Genomic DNA, 18,678 nt, shown 5'->3' on the forward strand with positions numbered 1-18,678 from the left:
CGCCAGCTGTTCGGCCGACGCCTCGGCCTTCTCCCTCGCCACGGCACCAAGTGTCGTCATCACGGCACCTTCCCGCTGAACATCGTTCAGCGCGTCAAGCCGCAAACACCGTTAGATCCACAGTCCCGTCGCGGCTTTGCTGCTGATTAGGTTGCGCCATCAGGGCGGGAGACTGGCGCATGTTCGCCGAGTGCGGTGACCGCCGACGAGGCGGTTCGTGCTGGAGTTCTGCAACGGCACCCGGCTCAGCAGTGTGCTGGCCTTGTTGTGGATGGCGTTGCTACGGACTAGATCGCTGCATGCTGGGATCGGTGGCCGGTTCGCGCGGTCAGATCCGCGAGGCCGGACCCTTGGAGTACGTGACCGGGTTGGTCGCGGCCGCCCTGGAGGGGGAAGTATGGGTGGACGCTGGCCAAGTAAGCCCTGACGGGACGCTGCGGCTGCGGCGGGCCGATTGGGACATCAACGGCGTGCGCAACAACGTGCGCTCGTCGCGATTGCACTGGCTGGGAAACCGGCCGCGGGCACTGGCTGCGGGCCCGGCGCAGCATCACCAATCCTGATCACCAATCCTCCCGAGATCGCCTACTCCGTCTGCTATGGGCCGTGCCGGTCCACCACGCTGATCTGGCCTGAGTCCGCCTGAAGCTGCCGCATCGAAGAGCGCTCCAGCAGGCCAAGAACGATGCTCCTCTGGACCACTACCGGGTCCGCAGCTGGCGAGCCTGGCTGCACCCACCACATCCGGGCCTGGTCGAATCGGTGCCGCCGACGGCAACGTCAAGCCCGTCTGCCGGGTGAGCGGGCAGCACCGCAGTACCCAACGGCGGCCACCAGCCGCGCATACCGCCTCCGATCCTGATGCCGCGTTGCGGGCGTGGCTTCGCCGCTGGGCAAAGACCCGTCCGCGGCAGGGGTTCCGTCGCGCCTATCACGACGCCCGCGATGAGGGGCTCTCCTACGCCTATGTCCCTGCACTGGCGTCGATCTTCCAGTTCCAGGGGCCCGAAGCAGGCGGACACCTCGTCTACCTCAACGGGAGCGGCCTGACCGGAGTCACCGCGGTCACGTTCGGAAGCACGCCGGCGACGTCGTTCACCGTCGACTCCGATACGGAGATAGCTGTTTTCACCCCTGCCGGAACGAGTACGGTGCAGGTCACCGTCACCGTACCGAATGGCATCAGCAACGGCGTGTCCTACACTTATGTTCCGGTTCCCACTCTGACTTCGGTCAACCCGACGTCGGGACCCGAAGCAGGCGGGAACACGGTTGTCCTCACCGGGACGGGTCTCGCTACCGGCGCATCGGTCAGGTTCGGCATCGTGGCATCCGACTTCACCGTGGATTCCGATACGCAGATCACCGCGATCGCTGTTCCCGGGACGGGGACGGTGGATATCACCGTCATCACCGCGGGTGGAACCTGTAACGGCGTCAGCTACACCTACGCCTGACAGGTGATGCCGCCGGGCCGTCGGCAAGTCGTTGCCGGCGGCCCGGCCCGGGACCCCAGCAAGGGCTCGCTGCGGTCCGGGCGGGCCCTGCCATCACCAGGCCGCAGTGCGGACCACGGCGTGGGTCGACGGCCGACCATGAGGTCTCCCGTTTTCCGCACTTGCGGCTGGTCAAGCCCGGGAGGACTCGGCCTTCCGCAGGGCAGAGAACATCGGGAACGAGTCATCGCCGAGCCAGCGCACCAGGTCCTCGACTTGTGCGTAGTAGCGGCGGAACGGCTCTGCAGTAATGGGACCGCCGTGCAGCCGGTGACATTTACTCATAGCCGCGGGCAGCTGTGCTGTGATCCAGTGAGCGAGCGTCCCGAGCTCGTCGCGGACCCGTTCGTCGTACCCGGGATGGTCGTCTCGGTGCGACAGCAACTGATTCGCCGACCGCGATGCTGTCTGCAACAGCCGCGACACGTCATGGACCTCTTCGAACTCTCGTCTTGCCGCGCGGACCTCGGCGGGCGCCAGCCCGAACCGACGATGGATCCGGATGTGTTCGGTGAGCACCCTCAGCAGTCCTTTGAGCAACCCGTCGGCGACGGACCCGATTGTTGCCACCGCCAGCCGCTGCAACGTCGCGCCGCCGTCGATCAACAGCTGCTCTGCTGGGATCTCGGCCTGCTCGAAGTACACCGAATACTCCGGTGCACTACTCACACCGGGACTTCGGACACATTTGACACCAGCTGCGCAGGAATCCACGACGGCCACACCACAATCCGTAGGCACCAGAATCCAGCGCGCAGACCCGGCATACGGGACACGCACCTTGTGACCGGTGATCCGCACCGACCCACCCTCGATCACCGCCACTGTTCTCGGGGTCGCCACAAACGGTGCATCGGGCTCGTTCAGCGCGGCAGTAAGTATCGCGCCCTGCGCTACAGCATGGAAAATTCGCTGCGTCAGACTTTTCGGAGCGGCTTCTACCAGCGGTAGCACTCCGAAGCCGAATGTCGTCAATGCCGGCACTTGTACAGCGTCGGCGGCGAGCTCGGTGAGCATCGCCGATACCTCGAGCAGGCCCGTATCCTCGCCGCAGCGCTTGGGCAATGCGACCGAGAGCAAGCCGGACTCGGCGAGTTTCGGCCACAGTGTGAAATCTCGCGCATTCTCGCGTTCGAGCACGCTCACGACAGCTTCGGCGACAGCATCCTCGCTGTCGACTCCCGTGAAACTCAAAATCACTCCTCTCCGAATCATCGATCGGCGCGGTTCGAGTCGTCATTCGGTGGATCTGCCAGTCATGCCTCGGTCGGCAGCAAGCTGTTCGGTCTCTCGGTCGTCGAAACGTGTATCAACGGGCTGTAAACCGCAGCGTCAGCCGCCTCCGGGTAACAGTCGGTCGGTCGGTTTTTCTCCCACAAGGTGTCGATGGATTATGCCGCGCCGAGTCGGCAAACGAACTCAACGACCGTCGACGGATTCGGCGTGGCGTGGCGTTCGTGATCTCAGCGGCACGGCTCGGCCGGCCTGCCACGCGAGACATTCGTCGATTCGTCCATAGTCGGACCACTTTCCCCAAGCGTCCAGTTCGGCAAGCCACCAGACGCACCCTCGATGAGGAACCGACAGCACTGACCACCGCCGCAGCACGATCGGTACGACACCGGCTGCGCGTGTCAGCACAACGATATGGTCGCCGCTTCGGCTTTCTCCTGGCAGATGACAGCGGAAGCCGCTGTGAATCCTTCCGGACCGCCGGCATCTCCTATACGCGTGGACGACCACTCAGACCGAAAGAGGCAGCGGACGTGATGGCTGAACAGCACGCCTGCGCCCATCACAGCACATCCACTCAGTCCATCCCGCAACCGCAAGGAGCCCGCATGTCCGCTCACCACCCGCCGCAGCCAACTCCGGCATCGCCCGGCAGCGGGACGATGCCCCGCCGCGACCAGCCCGCCTCGCGACGCTCGGTGGCCGCCATGGCCGTCGTGGCGGCACTGGCCACCAGCATGCTGCTGATCGCGCCCACCGCCGCCGACGCCGCTCCTACGACCCGTCAGCCTGCTCACACCGACATCGAATCGACAACGGCGGGTGACTTCGACCAGTCGCCGTCGCTGACGGCACCCACCCACATGGTCACCGTCGCGGGGCTGCCGATGGCCTACCGCAGCTTCGGACACGGACCCACCCTGCTACTGACCCCGTGTCTCGGATTCAGCATGGACGACTGGGATCCCGCACTGCTCGACCGCCTGGCCGCGACCAATCACGTCGTCATCTTCGACTCCGACGGCGTGGGACGGACCCCGGCCGGCTCTTCGGCCATCTCGACTGTCCCTCAACTCTCCGATCAGGCTTCAGCCCTGATCCAGGCGCTCCACCTGGGCCGCCCTACCGTGGTGGGCTTCTCCCTCGGAGGATTCGTCGCGCAACGCATGGCCGTGGACCATCCCGATGACGTCGGCGCCATCGTCCTGATGGGTACCGGCCCCGGCGGGGCACAGCAGGTGCTACCCGATCTGCCCAGTCTGGTCCGAGGCATGCCCGCGTTCGACCCGCTTGCGCCTGCCGACCAGGTCATTCCCCTGTATTTCAGCGACCACCCCGACGATCTGGCAGCGTGGCGTCGACGAACAGGCCTGCGCCCCGACAGGGTCGGGGTGAACCTCGCCGGCCTCAACCGTCAACGCGCCGCGATGATCGACTGGCTCATCAACCCCACCACCAACGTCGTCGGCAGCCTGCCGGCCCTGCGGATGCCCACCCTCATCGTGGGCGCGGAGAACGACGAGCAAGAACCCGCTGCCAACTCCATCGTGCTACATCGCTACATCAACGGTTCGGAATTGCTGATCTATCCCGGGCTCGGTCACGCGTTCCCTTTCGAAGCACCAGAGCGCGTTGCCGAGGACATCGCTCGGTTCGCTCGGTAGCACGACGTGCGCCCAGCCGAGATGTTCGCGCGGTGGGTCATTCAGTTCGGCAGCGACGAACTCGAGTCGGTCGCCGTGGTGACCAGACCGATGCAAACCCTGCCGCGGGAGTCGGTCATCGGTCATTCGCACCGACGATTCGGCGGTCGGCAAAGACCCCTTCGAGCATGCCGGTGGATTGGCCGATCGCGATCAGGTTGCCATCTCTATCACGGAGGTAGCAACGGATTTCGGCTTTGCGGTCGAGCGGCTCGGTAAGAAATATTGACGTAGCTGCATGATCAGGTGGGCCGGCTCGCCGAACAAGGTATCGATGACGGCCATGAGCGGGCGAGGCGCGTCGCGGCCGACAGTCCGAACCACCATGCGGGTGCGAAGACCTGGCAGCTCTGTCAGATGGAATCCCCACACACCTTCGGTGAACGCGCGGGGTAGCGGGCCGCGCGGATCGAACGGCCGCCCGCCCGGTATATCCAAGTCGCTGCGCAGCACCAGCGTGGCGCGGGCACGGTTACCGCGTCATCGGTCCGCAGGTTCGCGATGGTGCGATCGTCTTGGACGAACTGGACTCCGCCGGGCGACTGCCCGCCGCCCCGCCCGCGCCGCGGTTCCGGTCGCACCCCGCGCCGGTATCGGTCACGGTGTGAGCGAAGCGCCCCGGGGGCTGCTTTACCACAGATACGAGATCGACGATCGAGGAGTCGTTCGCTCGGCGACGATCATCCCGCCGACATCCCAGAACAAGGCGGCGATGGAGAACGACCTGCGGCGCGTCGTCTCACGGTATCCAGGACGCGCTGCCACTGGGCCGCGTCCTCGGCCGACTCCCCGGCAGAATCGTCGTCATCACCGTGGACGCAGCCTGTCTCGATCTGGGTACGGGCTTGTCCGAGCCGGTCGCCGCCGCCGTTCCCCGCGCGGTCGAGGCCGTCACGACACGGTTGCGGACGGCCGAGCCGACGAGCGGCCTCCGGAGGTGAAGCAGTCGACGGCCTCGGCCAGTATCGCTCGCCGATTTTCGAAGTCAGCCGGAAGCGTCCAGGGCGTCGCGCAGCTCGTGTTCGATCCGAGGCATCGCGAAGACGATTCCCCGGCCCGACAGTTCGGCCATCGGACCGCTGGCGGCCTACCCTGCGCCGGCGGCTTCCCGGCCGCTGTCGGTCGGCCCGGAGTCCACCACCGCCTGCTGACCGCCGTCGCGCTGGCGATGCGCGACCACGATCGGTACGCCGCGCCGCCCGGGGTGCTCGCTCTGCTGGTCGGTGGATTGTGTCCAAGCGGTGCAGCCGTTCGGCTGGGGGTGCTGTCGAGCTGCCCCAGTCCCGGAAGCAAACGTGCCGGCACCGCCTCAGCATCGCCTACCGACCGCCGAACGGCTCGCCGGAAACGGGACCGGCCACGAGAGGCATCGCCATCACGGGGCGAAGGTCCCCCTGGCGATGGTCGGTTCGACTCTGTTCGGGCCGCTCTCCGTCGCACTATCGTCGGAGTCCTCACCCGGGCACAGCGCAGAGGAGAACATCATCATGCGCGCGCGAATCATCTACGAATCAATGTTCGGCAACACGGCGGCGGTCGCCGAGGCCATCGCGCAGGGGCTGAGTGAGTATGCAGAGGTAGAAGTGGTGAACGTGCTGGCAGCGGCGGAAGTGTGCGGACCGGCGCTCCATCTGCTCGTGGTCGGCGGTCCCACCCACGCCTTCGGGCTCAGCCGGCCGCAGACGCGCCGCGACGCCGCGAAGCTCACCGACGCCCCGATAGCGACCGACTTCGGCGTACGAGAATGGCTCGACTGCGCACCGGCGGTGTCGGCCGGCCACCGCGCGTTGGCGTTCGGCACCAAGGTCGCCAAACCGCCCTGGTTGTCTGGCTCGGCCGCGCGCGGCATCGGGAAACGGCTGCGTCGATTGGGCTACTCTCTTGCCGACCAGCCGGTGGATTTCATCGTCGAAGGCACGACCGGACCCCTCTCTCCCGGCGAGCTGGACTGCGCACGTGTCTGGGCAAGGCGCACCGCGCATACCGAACTCGATCGGATCGTGCACCATACGTGATCTGCGATCGGTGAGTCAGGCGGTACTGCACGCCGCGAAAGGGCCGGTACTCATCGTTCGGTCGCCGAGCTGATCCCGCTCCAAGGTGCCTGTTCGCGGACGACCGGAGCAGAGTCGGCCGCCTCTCAGGTACTGGGAATTAGGTCCTCGCACCCGTGGAAGTCCCAGCGGACCACGCTGGAGGTCATCGTGCCGATGACATTGGTACACGAATGTGAGGCGTTCCACCTCCAGGTCGTCGGGATGATTCTTGCGAGACTGGCCGTGCCGGGAGCTTTCGCCTCCCGCTAGGAAACCAACCGATCCGGCAGTTCACTCGTCACCGAGAGGGAGTCGCCATGCCCGACGACGCCGTCCTGCCCACCGCCCCCGGCACGACGACCCACCCGCACCCAACCTTCGCGCAATTGCGCGAGACACATACCGGGCTGGTCGTCCTTTGTGGAGACCGTGCCTACAAGGTCAAGAAACCAGTTGTCACCGACTTCCTCGACTTCGGCACACCGGAGGCCAGGGAACGGGCGTGCGCCCGCGAACTGGAGTTGAATCAGCGGGTAGCACCTGACGTCTATCTTGGTCTCGCCCATCTGACAGACCCAGGAGGCGGCGCGGCTGAACCGGTCATCGTCATGCGCCGGATGCCCGACGAGCTGCGCTTGTCCACCGCGCTCGCGGACCCGACACGGGAAGCGGCCGATCTGTGCGCGCTGGCGCAGACGCTGGCGCACTTCCACGCGGGCGCGAGGCGCGGCGCCGAGATCGACCGGGCCGGCACGCCGGCGATGGAATAGCCTGCTGCGACCGCTACGCGAAGACCCCCGGTTGGCGGACAAATCCGACATGCTCGCCCGCGCCGAACATCTGGCGATGCGCTTCATCGACGGCCGCAGCGCCCTACTGGCACAGCGCATCGCCGACGGCCGCGTCGTCGACGGCCACGGAGACCTGCTCGCCGAAGACATCTTCGTGCAGCCGGACGGCTTCCGCATTCTCGACTGCCTAGACTTCGACGACGAGTTGCGCTTCGTCGACGGATTGGACGATGCCGCCTTCCTCGCGATGGATCTCGAATTCCCGGGGTATTCAGTCGAGTCCGACTCGTTCTTGAACGACTACCTGCACGCCGCGGGCGATTCGCCTCCTGCGTCGCTTCGGCGCCACTACATCGCCTATCGGGCGATGGTCCGGGCGAAGACCGACCGCATCCGTGCCGATCAGGGCGACCTGGAAGCTGCCGGGCGCGCCGAGCGGCATCTCGAACTCGCCGTCGAGCACCTCGAGCGCGGCGCCGTCCGTCTCGCGCTCGTCGGCGGCCTGCCCGGCACCGGAAAGTCCACGGTGGCGGCTCATTTCGCCGCTGCCACCGGGGCCGTCACGATCTCCAGCGACGTTGTCCGCGCCGAGCTGCGTGCTGCGGGATCCGTTGCCGGCGCCGCAGGCGTCTTCGGTGCGGGCGCCTATCGGCCCGCCGCGAAGGCATTCGTGTATTCACGGATGTTGGAACAGGCCCGAGAGCGGCTCGAGCAGGGGATCCCAGTCGTCCTCGACGCCAGCTGGACAGACTCCGACCAGCGTGCCCGCGCCGTCGCCCTTGCCGATGACACGCACAGTGATCTTGTACAGTTGCGATGCATCTGCCCTTCGACTGTCGCGGCCGAGCGCATCGCCGCCAGGCCCAAGAGCGACTCCGAGGCCACTCCCGCGATCGCGGCGGCTCTGGCGGCCACAGCCGCGCCGTGGCCGGAGGCCATCACGCTCGACACCACGCAGCCGATCGAGGCATCGATTGCCACGGCGCTACGGGCCTGGCGCGGAGCGGTGGCGCCGGCTTACGACGCCGTCCTGCCTGGGTGAGGCACCGTCCGCGGGCCGATCGCGACGCATACACGCGGGGGCCTCGTCGGCGGCAAGCAGACTTCGAGCTACGCGACCGCAGCCCGGAGATGCCCCGGCTTCAGGATGCGAACCAGGAAAGCCCCCGTCATCGCTGCCATCACCGCCGCCATCACGACACCACCGAGCGCACCGATCACCGCCGTGGTCGCCGCCGACTGCCCGGCACGCCAGAGTGGGCTGGTGACCGCCATGAAGGCGGTCAGTCCGGCGATCCAGCCGACGGCGTTGGCCCAGATCCATATCGTCATGCCGGTGCAGAGTTCACACTGTGGCACCGGATGGACCGACGACATCGATCGCGGCCGGTTTTCCTTCGACCAGACGGATCCCGGACACGATATCGGGCTCGATCGTGATGACGCTGTCCATCACCCCTTCGACCCACGGCTGGAGCAACCGCTCATATCGCGCGATTCGCACCGAATCGGTGACCGTATGCGCCAATCCCGTCACCGACACCGACCATCCGACGCGCCGGACCGGGTCGATGTCATCAGCGGCGTATGTGACGACCACGGGAGAGTTGCCGCGCACGGCGCTGGTGAACCGGGAGGTGAGACGCGTGCGCACTACGATCAGCCCCCCATCGACCAGATGATTCACCGGACGTATCGCAGGCAAGGCGTTGCGCGTGTATACGACTCGGCCGAGCGGGGCGGACGCCAACAGGCGTAGCGCCTCGGCGCGGTCGAGATCCACGACATCACGCAGCGCGTCGTCGCCGGTTCCGGGTTCCATCACGACAGCGCTTTCGCCGCATCGCGAACTTCGGACCCCGCAGGCACGACGACTGCCAGATCCCCGTCGTACCTGCGATACATCAGTCGCCCGCGGCATCCGCGCGGATCGTTGTAGAACAAGAACGGAAGACCGTACCTACAGAGCCGGGCGGCGGCTTCCTGGTCGGTCAGGCGCGGTGCTGGTCGCGGCTGCACGGTGAACATCGGTAGTGTTGCGGACTGCTGTGAGTGCACCTGATGTTGCCGGGCCAGCCGCACTCCGAACGGCCCTGCCCAGAAGACAACGGCATCCTCACCAGTCCGGTCGTCCACGAACAGATGAGCGTCATAGTCCATCGCGTCCATGATCCCCGCGGCCTCGGCTAGGTCGGTGACGATCGGGTCGCAGACCTTGCGTCGCACGATCGGCCGCTCACGCGACACCAGCGCCAGCGGCAGCCGAGCGGGGTCGGGCCAGTACCGCGATTCTCCTCGCCCCGCCAGGCGGGCCAATTTCCGGTCGAGTCGCTCCGCCGCGAAGGTGGCGACGAATCCACGCGGGCCGCTGATCTGAATCCGCGTCGGCGCATCCAGAAATGGGACGTTGACCTGCACGAGAGCCGGCTCACCCACGCCTCGCACGGACAAGCGAACCCGCGCCGGCGCGGTGATGTGGTGACGTCGCAGCACCCGGGTCAGCATTCGAGTCAGCCGACTCGTTTCGCAATCCACCACGTGCCCACGTGTTTCGATCGCCATCACCGGATCGATCGGGGGCGACAGTCGCTCGATCACCGACACGGGCCGGCCTCACTTTCTCGGACGTTCGGACTGGACTCTCATGCCATCAAGGGCAGCCGTTCCACACATAGAGCCGAAAGTCCATGACGCCGGGGCACATATCCCCAATCAACTGATCCACCGGTTATCCGGCTTTCCAAGGCGGTTCGGCGTCCCTTCCCGGCTCGACGCCCGCACAGGGATGAGGGCCGGCGCCCGCCGCGCTTACCGTGTGGGGGTGAGCAGGCGTGGCGGACCGTGGCGGTTTCTGGGCTGGGTTGCCGGAGTGTCGATCGTTCTTCGTCGTGCGGTGGCATCGCGACTGGACACTCTCGGACCGCAACGTTCCCACCACCCCGGTGTCTCGATCGTGGGGACGCCGGTGGAAGTCGGTCAACCTCTCAGGTCGCGGCGGGCGTAGCCGTACAGCCCGAGTACCGCCATGGCGGTGGCGATGGCGGTGAGCGCGGCGCTTGCGAGTTCCGTGCGGTGTCGGGTACGGCGCTGAGGTGGGCGAACGGGGAGATCTAGCGGGTGATGCAGATCAGCCACCGAGAATGTGGTGCATCGAGGATCGCTCCCTCTCGGCCGCCCTGGCGCCGGGCGCGTTCGCCGCCAGGCAGTGCGCGTCATGACGCACATCACATCAGCGTGGTGTCACACGCGCGGGGGCGGCCGTGTCTCATGGCCGACCAGTCACACCATCGGGAAGCCGACAGCGGTGCCGCGAACGGCATCGTCCGGCGACCTGTCGGCGATGAACGGCTCGGCCGGAACGAGGACGGGCCCGACTCGCCTGCACCTGAAGGAGAAGCTCATGAACCTCGCCCTCTGGATCGTCGCCGGGCTGCTTGCCACCCTCGCCCTGTTCGGTGGCGCCACCAAGACGTTCATGCCCAAGGACAAGCTGGACGAACTGGGCGCGAAATCCGGCGGCGGATGGACCGAGCACGCAAGCGCCGGTTTCGTCAGGATTCTCGGGGTCCTCGAGCTTCTGGCCGCGGCCGGACTGATCCTGCCCGCCGCGCTCGACATCGCACCGATGATGGTGCCGGTGACAGCCGTCTGCTGGATCCTGTTGATGATCGGCGCGATGATCACCCACGCCCGCTACGAGCAGTACAAATACGTCGCGCTGAACTTCGTCTACCTCGCACTGGCCGCCTTCGTGGCCTGGGGACGCTTCGGCCCGGAGTCCTTCACCGGCTGATTCGGGCAAGGCGGCGAGGGGCGCCACCGTGCGGTGGCGCCGATGACACCGGCGAGGCTGTTGGCGGCGTAGGCGAGTATTCCGATTCCCGCCGTTCCGGCCAGGACGGGGCCGCGCCTTCCAGTGACAGCGCCGACGCCGATGGCCAGAGCCCCGAAGACGATCGCCAGCACCGTCAGGTGGAGACTTTGCGCCGCGAACTCACCGATACTGATCGAATCGAGTTCGGCGGATGAGCGAATCGCCACCATGCCCAGCAGTACTGCTACCCCGATCGCGACGGCACCGGTGGCCAGGGCAGCGAATCGTTGGAGTGCCAGGCCGGTGCGGCTGACCGGATACGCCAGCAGTAGATCCAGATACCCGGACTCCTCATCGCCTGCGATGGCACGGGCATCGAAGGTCGCGCCGAAGAACATCGCCAGCAGCGGCAGCAACAGGCCGAACACGCTGGAGCCGAGATAGCCCGCCGCGGAGGTCATATCGTTCGATCGCAATGCCTCACGCATCGCCTCCGGGTAGTTGCTCACCGCGTCTTCGTCTCACCGCTCGCCCGAGCCGGTGTGGCCGGCCGCGTACCGGCAGGGCGGAACTGCCCACGCGGGCACGCGGGCGAAAGGCGCGAGCCGCCCAGCCCCGCCCCACTGACGAGTAACCCACGAGTTCGAAGTTATTGCGCGGCAGTGACACTCGCAGTACCGAGCTGGGATGCGCGGCGCGGTGCAGGTAGGCCGATCCGCCGCGCGCGTCCGGTTCGTGCAGCACCGCGATCCGCCAGCGCCCCCGGTCGGCCGGGTCGCCGCACAGCGAGTACTGCCGCACGCCCGCCGCGCCGACCGCGACATCATGTCGGCCCCCGATGTCCACGACAGCAGTTCGTCGCCGTCGATCGGTTGGAATCGACCACGGTGCGGACCGGCGACGGCGTCACCTTTCCCGCCAACTTCATTCCCACCGCCGAGCCTGGATTTCCGGTGCAATCACGCGCGGCAGGATGCCGAAGTCACCTGCCGCTGCTTCGGCGAGGGAGGACCACCCTGAACGACAAAACAATCCGGGCTGTTGAGGGTGGGCTGGATGCCCGGATCGCGCACGAACTTGTGGAACAGCCTGCAACGAGGGCCTGTCGCTGACCGGGGCCGGCCGCTGACGGCGGTGACCCGCCGCGTCATGAGCCACCCTGGAAGCGGAGATGACCGAGCACCTCGGATACGCCAAAGGTGATCGTGCGGGGCGTTTCCGCTTGACATGCCGGGCAGGAATCGACGCCCGCTGTCGGCTGTTTTTGCCCACCCGCAGCGGTGGTGGCACTTCCGCGGCAACCACCACCGCCGCTCAGAACGGTCTGCTACAGGCAGAGGCTCAGTTCGATCGGGCCGACCGGGATCGGCAGGCACACCTCCACGGAGCCGGCGACGGGCGTCGTGGCGGGGGTGGTGGGCGCGGCGGAGGCTGTGCCGGCGCCGAGGGCGGCCGCAGTCAGGGCCAGGGCGGCGATGGCGAGCGAACGATTCTTCTTGGAGGTCATACAGTCATCCTCGGTAGTGCAATGTGATTCGCCCCATGATCGGGACGGGACTCATCAGAACACGCACCGACATCACCGCATAGTCGTTCGCAACAATTAGGAGCGATCGCTTTATACACCGCACACAATCCGGTAGTTACCGGCGAGTAGGCAATAATTCCTGCCAATCACAGTTTGATATAGAAACGCGTTCACGCTTTCGCGGTAAGCCGGTCGCAGCGTGGTGTCGGAAATGTTTTCATGTGTTGTCACAAATATTCGGTACGGGAATTGTTGCCGACGGGATCGTTTTCCGAGGGCACGCCGCCATTCGGCGCGGCGCCGGGACGGCCGGTCAACGCCGGCAGCGGACCCGGCCACCGTGCTCCCGTTCGCGGGATCAGCACAGCAGCGCGTAGACCACCGACTGGGGCGCGGACATCGCGCAGAGCGGCGCAGCACAAACACGACTGGGCCAGCGCCGCACCGCGACGGGGGCGCAGCAGGTCGCGATGCCGGCGAGGGCGACACCGCCGGAGGTTCTGGCGGTGTCGCGGCGGGAAACGGCCTACTCGCCGGAGATCAGCCCGAATTCGGTGAGCAGCTCACCGATCTCGTTCTGGTCGAGCTTGTGCAGGATCAGCTTGCGCGCCAGTGGCCCGCCGGGCAGCCCGATCTCCTTGCCGTCGCGCAGCCGGCTGGTCGCCGCGAGCAGCGTACGGACGTCGTAGGTGGAGTTGAACACTTCCGGCACGCCGCGCTCGATGTCGAGGAGGGTGTAGACCGCCTCCATCGGGGTGCGGACGGAGTATTCGGTGGTGAAGATGCAATCGCGCTCGGCGGATTCGGCGAACTGGCCGATGAAGGCGAAGTTCACCGAGCCTTCCGGAACCACGTCGGGCCGGTCACCGGCCTGGCGCGGCATGAAGAACGCGGTCACATACGGCATCATCACGGGCACGGTCTTGGCGCCGGTCGCGGCGAGTTCATCGATCTCGTCGAGCGGGACTCCGAGGTGGTAGAGCCATTCCCGGGTGATCTCCTCCCCGGTGCAGTCCTGCATCGGCTTCTTCACGTAATCCCCCGGCACGTCGACGAACAGCGAATACACCCACACCACGATCTCGTCGGGCGACTGCTGCTTGAAATGCGGCTGGCGGTTGACTGTCCAGGAAAGCAGCCAGCTGGAATCTCGGGCTGTGACGATCCCGCCGGTGACCACCTTGCCGCTGAACGGATCGCGCCGGGCGATCTTTTCGATGTAGGCCGGAATACGCCGGTCCACCGTGGTGACCGTGGCCGATTCCCACTTCGTCTCCGGGATGTGGTTGCCGAAGACATCGGGCCGCCCGAACGACGGGTCCTTGGCCGCGATGCGCCGCCACAGATCCCAGGCCGGCGCCGGGCCGTCGTCGAGGCGGGCCGGTGTGTGGTGGTCGCCGTTGTCGGAGTTCTCGGTGAGCGAGCCGATGGTCATGAACAGCAGGTCGTCGGCGGTGAGATCGACGGTCGCCGGTTCGCTGTTCTGCACGAGGTGCAGGCGGGTGGCCTGCTTGCGGCCGGTGCCGGCATCGATGTCGAAGTCGACATCGGTGATCTCGGTGGAGAACTCGAACACGACCCCCTGATCGAGCAGCCAGGTGTAAAGCGGCAGCACCAGCGATTCGTACTGGTTGTACTTGGTGAACTTCAGTGCGGAGAAATCGGGCAGCCCGCCGATGTGATGGATGAACCGGTGCAGGTAGAGCTTCATCTCCAGCGCCGAGTGCCATTCCTCGAACGCGAACATCGTCCGCCAGTAGAGCCAGAAATTGCTCGCCAGGAACTCCTTGCCGAAAACCTCATCGATCCGCTTGTTCTCCATCTCCTCACGGGTCGCGAGGAAGACTTCGACGATGTCCTTCTGCGCCTTATCCGACAGCGCGAACAGGTTGTCGGTATGCGCGTCCTGGCCACGATTGATCGTGGCGCGCTGCAGCGAATAGTTGGGGTCGTCGCGATTGAGCCAGTAGAACTCGTCGAGCACGCTGGCATCCTCGACCTCGAGGGAGGGAATCGAGCGGAACAGGTCCCACAGACACTCGAAATGATCTTCCATCTCCCGGCCGCCGCGGATCACGAAACCCCGCTTCGGTTCTTTGATCCCGTCGAGGGCACCACCGGGCAGCGCCAGCCGCTCATAGACGGTGATGTCGGAACCGTTCATCCGGCCGTCCCGGATGAGGAACGCCGCACCGGCCAGCGACGACAGTCCCGCGCCGACGAACCGGGCGGTCTTCCCATCCACTTTCGCCGGCTTGCGCGGCCGCGCGAAGGCCTCGTAATTGCCACTCGTGTAACGCATGTCGTGCCCCTTGCTCGTCGGATCGGTCACTTGCCGTAGCTGTAGAACCCTTGACCGCTGCTGATGCCGAGCTTGCCCTTATCGATGTAGTTCTCCTTCAGCCACGCCGCGAGCTTCTGCGCTTCGGCGTCACCGTGGGACAGGATGTTGTAGGGCGTATTGAGCCCGATGATGTCGTACATCTGGAACGGGCCGACCGGGGCGCCGGTACCGATGCGCCACACCTTGTCGACGTCGTGCGGATCGGCGTAACCACCGGCGGCCAGCGCGGCCGCGGCGTTGAGAAATGGCACGAGAAGCGAGTTGAGCACGTAGCCCGCCTTCTCCTTGTGGACCGGAATCGGCACCATGCCGATCTCGCCGGCGAAAGAAACCACCGCGTCGAAGACCGCCGGATCGGTGTCGGCGGTGCCCATCACCTCGGCGGTGTTGTACTGCCACACCTTGTTCGCGAAATGCAACGCCAGGAAGCGATCCGGACGGCCGGTGGCATCCTTCAGATCACTGGGCAGCAGGGTCGAGGAGTTCGTCGCGAAGACGGTCTCGGCCGGAGCCAGCTCGCCGAGCTTGCGATAGGTGTCGCGCTTGAGTTCGAGAACCTCGGGGATCGCCTCGATCACCAGGTCGGCGTCGGCGACGGCCGAGCCCAGATCCGCCGACAGGGTGATGCGGCTCAGTGCCTGTTCGCCCTTGCCGTCGGCGGCGCCGGCGACATCGTCGGCCTTGTAGGCCTGGATCAGCCCGTCGAGGGTGTGCCGAGCTCTGTCGAGGGCTTCCTCGCTGATGTCGTAGGCGGTGACCTCGAATCCGCTGTAGGCGGTCTGGAAGGCGATCTGTGCGCCCAGCACACCGGTGCCCAGGACGGTGACCTTCTCGATTACGGACATCACTTCTCCTTCGTCGTGAGGGTGTCTGCCCTCTCGTTCCGGGTTGTCTCAATGGGCCTGCTACTCGGCTGCATGTGCATCGGGCCCGTTGGTCCACGTCAGGAACCCTGTAACGATCTGCGTGATCTGGGCCCGAAGGTCCTCGGTCATGTCATGGCCGGGGTGCGCGCCGGTGGACAGGCGCGCGATGGCGAGATGGGTGACGGCGAAGACGCTGCCGCTCGCCAGCCGGGCGCGGTCCTCGTCGGCGGGCAGGCCGCGCGCGGCGGCTTCCGCGGTCAGGCGATCGGCGATCGCCGCTTCCAACTCGGCGATCAGCGCGAGTCCCACCGACCGGTGGACGTCGGTCGCCGCGCCGAAGAGCAGCTCGCGCTGGTACACGGCACTGTTCTCGGGGCGCTCGACAGCGCGCTCGACCACCGGAAGGACCAGCCTCGTCACCGCGTCGGCGACGTCGTCCGAGACAGCCGCGCGTTCCCGGCCCGCGGCGACCGCCCGCCGGAACTCCTCGTTGTAGACCATGAGCAGCAGTTCGCTCTTGGACGCCGCGTACCGGAACAGCGTCCCCGCCGCGACATCGGCCCGCTCGGAGATCTCCTGCGTGGTGACCGCGAGAAACCCGCGTTCCTCGAACAGCTGCGCCGCGGCAGCGGCGATCCGCTCGCGCTTCTCCCGCATATTGCGGTCGCGCCGACCCTCGTGCACCGAGATCATGCCATGTCACTCCGATCCAAAATCGAGCGTGCTCATTTTTGACTGTACTCCGATTATCGTCGCGGGCAACCGCCCGGCAGCCGATCTGGTTGCTGCAGCGGCCTCGGTGGAGGCGCGATCATGAGTAGATGATCTTGCGCTCAGGTGGCCGGTGGCCGACCGGCTTCCATGAAGCGTGTGACCGCGGAGTCGAGCAGGGCGCCGAACTCCTCTGGGCTGGTGATCTGCGAGCATTCCGTGGCGACTTCGCCGTTGGCCAGGGCATCGAGATCTGCCCATCCACCGCGGAAGAGCACGATGTTCAGACGTTCCATTCGTCAGCACCCTGGATGCGCAGTCCGACCGCGTCCGGATCGGTGATGAGAGCCCGTTCGATCTCCAGCGACTGAGGCCAGGGCGCGGTCGCATCTCGCCAAGTGATCGGACCGGGCAGGAGCCCGGACGCGGTCCAGGCAGGGAGACGCCGCCCCGAACGGCCAACATGCGGCATGAGCGGGTATTCATGCGAACTGTCGAGTCGGTTACTGTCGGCCGCGTGGATCTGCAGCCCGTCATCGATTCGTCCGAGCGGCTCACGCGTCGGGCCGAGTGGTTCATTTCGACGCAGTGTGCTCGTGGTGAATGTCCACGGTTGGAGGAGTATCGGGACCGGTGGTTCGAAATCGGGATTCCCGCAACGCAGATCGATCGGGTCGTCGAGTTTCAGCGGCGGTGGGGTGGGCTGGTTCTGCCGCCGTCTCAGGACTATGAGGGCGGGCCCAAGATGCTGTACGCCGAGATGCCCGTCGACGCGGTCGAACGGGTCGGGTGGTTCGATGCGGGGACGCAGCGAGTATCGATGGCCTACTCGTTCTCGATCGGTCCCGCAGGAGAATTCGGTATCGACGGAGAGCGGTGGGTGCCGTTGCACGCGAGCATCGAAGGATGGATCGAATCGCTTGCGCTAGCCCATCATGCGTCGTCCTACGCCCCGCGGATCAGCACGCTTCGCGGTGATGCGATCGACGAAACTGCCGTTGAGCACCTTCGAACCCGTGACCGAGGTGCGCGGCCTGGCCGACACCTGGTGGCGAGGACCGGATTCGCTGATCGCGATCCATACGGGAGTGGCAGAATGCTTCGACGCGCCACGGTTCCGCGTCGCCCGCGTCTACAGCGGTCTCGGCGAATGGGGACTGACCGGAGGATGACGGTGCTCGTGCCCGCGACCGCCACCGCGGATGCATCCGCACATCGGCACAGGTCGTTCAACTGCCGTCGCCATGATCGGTCCGCATAGCAGATCTGGAACATGTTTCTGAGTGGGTCACCTGCTGCAGGTGGTCCCACGACTGGCAACGTTGTGGTCCCACGACGTTGGCAGACGACACCCAGACACTCCGCTGACCCGCGGAGATGTGGTGACAGAAAGGCCGATCAAGTGACAGGTATGTTGATCGGCCACACGGGCGTGGTCGACGTCCGCACGCCGCGGCAGTGTTGTCTCGAGTCAAGATCGGGTCGCCTGTCCGAGGGCGAGTAAGTTGCCCTCGCTGTCGCGGAAGAACGCGCCGCGCTCGCCGTTGCCCTTGCTGGGGTAGTTGCTGGGGACGGTCACGATATCGCCGTGGACCATGAAGCGGGGGACATCGACTGTTTCGAAGCGCAGTCCGCGTTCCCGGAGTTCGGCCATGACCTTGTCGAGGTCATCGACCTCGAAGCCGATCTGTGTCGCGGTTCCTGACGCGGTCCCGGACGACAGGAACAGGTGGAACTCCGTCGTCGCGCACACGTAGCGCAATCCACCCTCGCGTTCCTCGATAGCTTCGAGCCCGAGGACGTCACGGTAGAACCGTCGCGCTCGATCGAGGTCCTGAGCGGGGAGCTTGGTGATGGCATGCGCGGAATTCAGCAGCCCGGCCATGGTGTCGTCCTTCTCGTCGTGGCGGTCGGTGGGGCGCCGTCGAGATCGTCGTCAGCGGCGGTTCTCATCACTGACCAGGTCACGCGGGTGGTCTCATTCTCGAGGCGTCGTCGTCTCGCAGGGTAAAAACGTTCTGATGAATGTTAGGTCGTGTCTCCCAATGATTTGAGCCATTCAACGACGAGGGCCAGGACGAATCCGGCCCGGTAGGTGATCGCGAGTTTGTCGTAGCGAGTGGCCACCGCCCGCCAGTGCTTGGCCCTGTTGAAGG

Annotated in this window: 20 protein-coding genes and 1 pseudogene; 9 read left to right on the forward strand and 12 right to left on the reverse strand. The window is 66.1% G+C overall.

What is annotated here, in order from left to right; genetic code table 11:
- Positions 1–311: 311 nt before the first annotated feature.
- Both GVY64_RS34995 and GVY64_RS35000 read left to right on the forward strand, forming a co-directional pair.
- A complete protein-coding gene (locus GVY64_RS34995) occupies positions 312–563 on the forward strand; it encodes a hypothetical protein (protein WP_159850710.1) in 252 nt (83 codons plus the stop codon).
- Positions 564–797: 234 nt separating this feature from the next.
- Positions 798–1,457 carry an IPT/TIG domain-containing protein gene (locus GVY64_RS35000; RefSeq protein WP_159850713.1) on the forward strand — a complete coding sequence of 220 codons (660 nt, stop codon included), beginning with the start codon at positions 798–800 and terminating at the stop codon, positions 1,455–1,457.
- 171 nt (positions 1,458–1,628) lie between these two features.
- Here the strand turns inward: GVY64_RS35000 and GVY64_RS35005 are convergent, their stop codons facing one another.
- Positions 1,629–2,690 (reverse strand): acyl-CoA dehydrogenase family protein, encoded by a 1,062-nt coding sequence (locus GVY64_RS35005; protein ID WP_159850715.1) that lies wholly within the window; start codon positions 2,688–2,690, stop codon positions 1,629–1,631.
- A gap of 254 nt (positions 2,691–2,944) precedes the next feature.
- Here GVY64_RS35005 and GVY64_RS35010 point away from each other — a divergent pair, with 254 nt between their 5' ends.
- Positions 2,945–4,393, forward strand: coding sequence for an alpha/beta fold hydrolase (locus GVY64_RS35010; RefSeq protein ID WP_159850717.1), 1,449 nt, complete (start codon positions 2,945–2,947; stop codon positions 4,391–4,393).
- 192 nt (positions 4,394–4,585) lie between these two features.
- Here the strand turns inward: GVY64_RS35010 and GVY64_RS35015 are convergent, their stop codons facing one another.
- Entirely contained in the window at positions 4,586–4,885 is a 300-nt protein-coding gene (locus GVY64_RS35015) for a hypothetical protein (protein WP_201298304.1), read from the reverse strand.
- Positions 4,886–4,982: 97 nt separating this feature from the next.
- Here GVY64_RS35015 and GVY64_RS38360 point away from each other — a divergent pair.
- From GVY64_RS38360 to GVY64_RS35030, 4 genes and pseudogenes are all read left to right on the forward strand, one after another.
- Positions 4,983–5,174: pseudogene (locus GVY64_RS38360) on the forward strand (Ni/Fe hydrogenase subunit alpha); the annotation flags it as partial.
- Positions 5,175–5,919: 745 nt separating this feature from the next.
- Positions 5,920–6,447, forward strand: a complete 528-nt coding sequence (locus GVY64_RS35025; protein WP_159850721.1) for a flavodoxin domain-containing protein — start codon at positions 5,920–5,922, stop codon at positions 6,445–6,447.
- A 338-nt stretch (positions 6,448–6,785) separates the two neighbouring features.
- Positions 6,786–7,238 (forward strand): hypothetical protein, encoded by a 453-nt coding sequence (locus GVY64_RS38965; protein ID WP_328821050.1) that lies wholly within the window; start codon positions 6,786–6,788, stop codon positions 7,236–7,238.
- A gap of 49 nt (positions 7,239–7,287) precedes the next feature.
- Positions 7,288–8,301: a bifunctional aminoglycoside phosphotransferase/ATP-binding protein gene (locus GVY64_RS35030; RefSeq protein WP_328821051.1), complete on the forward strand. Its 1,014-nt coding sequence runs from the start codon at positions 7,288–7,290 to the stop codon at positions 8,299–8,301.
- A gap of 68 nt (positions 8,302–8,369) precedes the next feature.
- Here the strand turns inward: GVY64_RS35030 and GVY64_RS35035 are convergent, their stop codons facing one another.
- From GVY64_RS35035 to GVY64_RS35045, 3 genes are read right to left on the reverse strand one after another with little or no spacing between them, the layout of a single operon-like run.
- Positions 8,370–8,591 (reverse strand): hypothetical protein, encoded by a 222-nt coding sequence (locus GVY64_RS35035; protein WP_159850723.1) that lies wholly within the window; start codon positions 8,589–8,591, stop codon positions 8,370–8,372.
- 13 nt (positions 8,592–8,604) lie between these two features.
- Complete coding sequence (locus GVY64_RS35040; protein WP_159850738.1) at positions 8,605–9,081, reverse strand: pyridoxamine 5'-phosphate oxidase family protein; 477 nt, start codon at positions 9,079–9,081, stop codon at positions 8,605–8,607.
- Positions 9,081–9,863, reverse strand: a complete 783-nt coding sequence (locus GVY64_RS35045) for a sigma 54 modulation/S30EA ribosomal C-terminal domain-containing protein (RefSeq protein ID WP_236567495.1) — start codon at positions 9,861–9,863, stop codon at positions 9,081–9,083. Before GVY64_RS35045 ends, GVY64_RS35040 begins: the two co-directional genes overlap by 1 nt.
- Before the next feature lie 796 nt (positions 9,864–10,659).
- Between GVY64_RS35045 and GVY64_RS35050 the strand changes: the two genes are divergently transcribed.
- Positions 10,660–11,052 carry a DoxX family protein gene (locus GVY64_RS35050; protein WP_159850725.1) on the forward strand — a complete coding sequence of 131 codons (393 nt, stop codon included), beginning with the start codon at positions 10,660–10,662 and terminating at the stop codon, positions 11,050–11,052.
- Here GVY64_RS35050 and GVY64_RS35055 read toward each other — a convergent pair.
- From GVY64_RS35055 to GVY64_RS35080, 6 genes are all read right to left on the reverse strand, one after another.
- The gene (locus GVY64_RS35055) at positions 10,989–11,582 is read right to left on the reverse strand and encodes an ABC transporter permease (RefSeq protein ID WP_236567496.1); all 594 of its coding nucleotides are present in this window, start codon (positions 11,580–11,582) and stop codon (positions 10,989–10,991) included. The genes GVY64_RS35050 and GVY64_RS35055 overlap by 64 nt on opposite strands.
- Before the next feature lie 818 nt (positions 11,583–12,400).
- Complete coding sequence (locus GVY64_RS35060; RefSeq protein WP_159850727.1) at positions 12,401–12,580, reverse strand: hypothetical protein; 180 nt, start codon at positions 12,578–12,580, stop codon at positions 12,401–12,403.
- Between the two features lie 547 nt (positions 12,581–13,127).
- The gene (locus tag GVY64_RS35065; protein ID WP_159850729.1) at positions 13,128–14,903 is read right to left on the reverse strand and encodes an oleate hydratase; all 1,776 of its coding nucleotides are present in this window, start codon (positions 14,901–14,903) and stop codon (positions 13,128–13,130) included.
- Between the two features lie 26 nt (positions 14,904–14,929).
- Positions 14,930–15,790, reverse strand: coding sequence for a 3-hydroxyacyl-CoA dehydrogenase (locus GVY64_RS35070; protein ID WP_159850731.1), 861 nt, complete (start codon positions 15,788–15,790; stop codon positions 14,930–14,932).
- A 60-nt stretch (positions 15,791–15,850) separates the two neighbouring features.
- Entirely contained in the window at positions 15,851–16,504 is a 654-nt protein-coding gene (locus GVY64_RS35075; RefSeq protein WP_236567497.1) for a TetR/AcrR family transcriptional regulator, read from the reverse strand.
- Positions 16,505–16,644: 140 nt separating this feature from the next.
- Complete coding sequence (locus tag GVY64_RS35080; protein ID WP_159850733.1) at positions 16,645–16,818, reverse strand: hypothetical protein; 174 nt, start codon at positions 16,816–16,818, stop codon at positions 16,645–16,647.
- A gap of 681 nt (positions 16,819–17,499) precedes the next feature.
- On the opposite strand from GVY64_RS35080, the gene GVY64_RS37480 reads away from it, so the two are divergent.
- On the forward strand, positions 17,500–17,694 hold the full coding sequence (locus GVY64_RS37480) for a hypothetical protein (protein WP_201298305.1): 195 nt from the start codon (positions 17,500–17,502) through the stop codon (positions 17,692–17,694).
- 299 nt (positions 17,695–17,993) lie between these two features.
- Here the strand turns inward: GVY64_RS37480 and GVY64_RS35090 are convergent, their stop codons facing one another.
- Complete coding sequence (locus tag GVY64_RS35090) at positions 17,994–18,407, reverse strand: VOC family protein (RefSeq protein ID WP_159850735.1); 414 nt, start codon at positions 18,405–18,407, stop codon at positions 17,994–17,996.
- Positions 18,408–18,678 lie beyond the last annotated feature (271 nt).

This window comes from Nocardia sp. CY41, from assembly GCF_009829325.1.
GTDB lineage: Bacteria > Actinomycetota > Actinomycetes > Mycobacteriales > Mycobacteriaceae > Nocardia.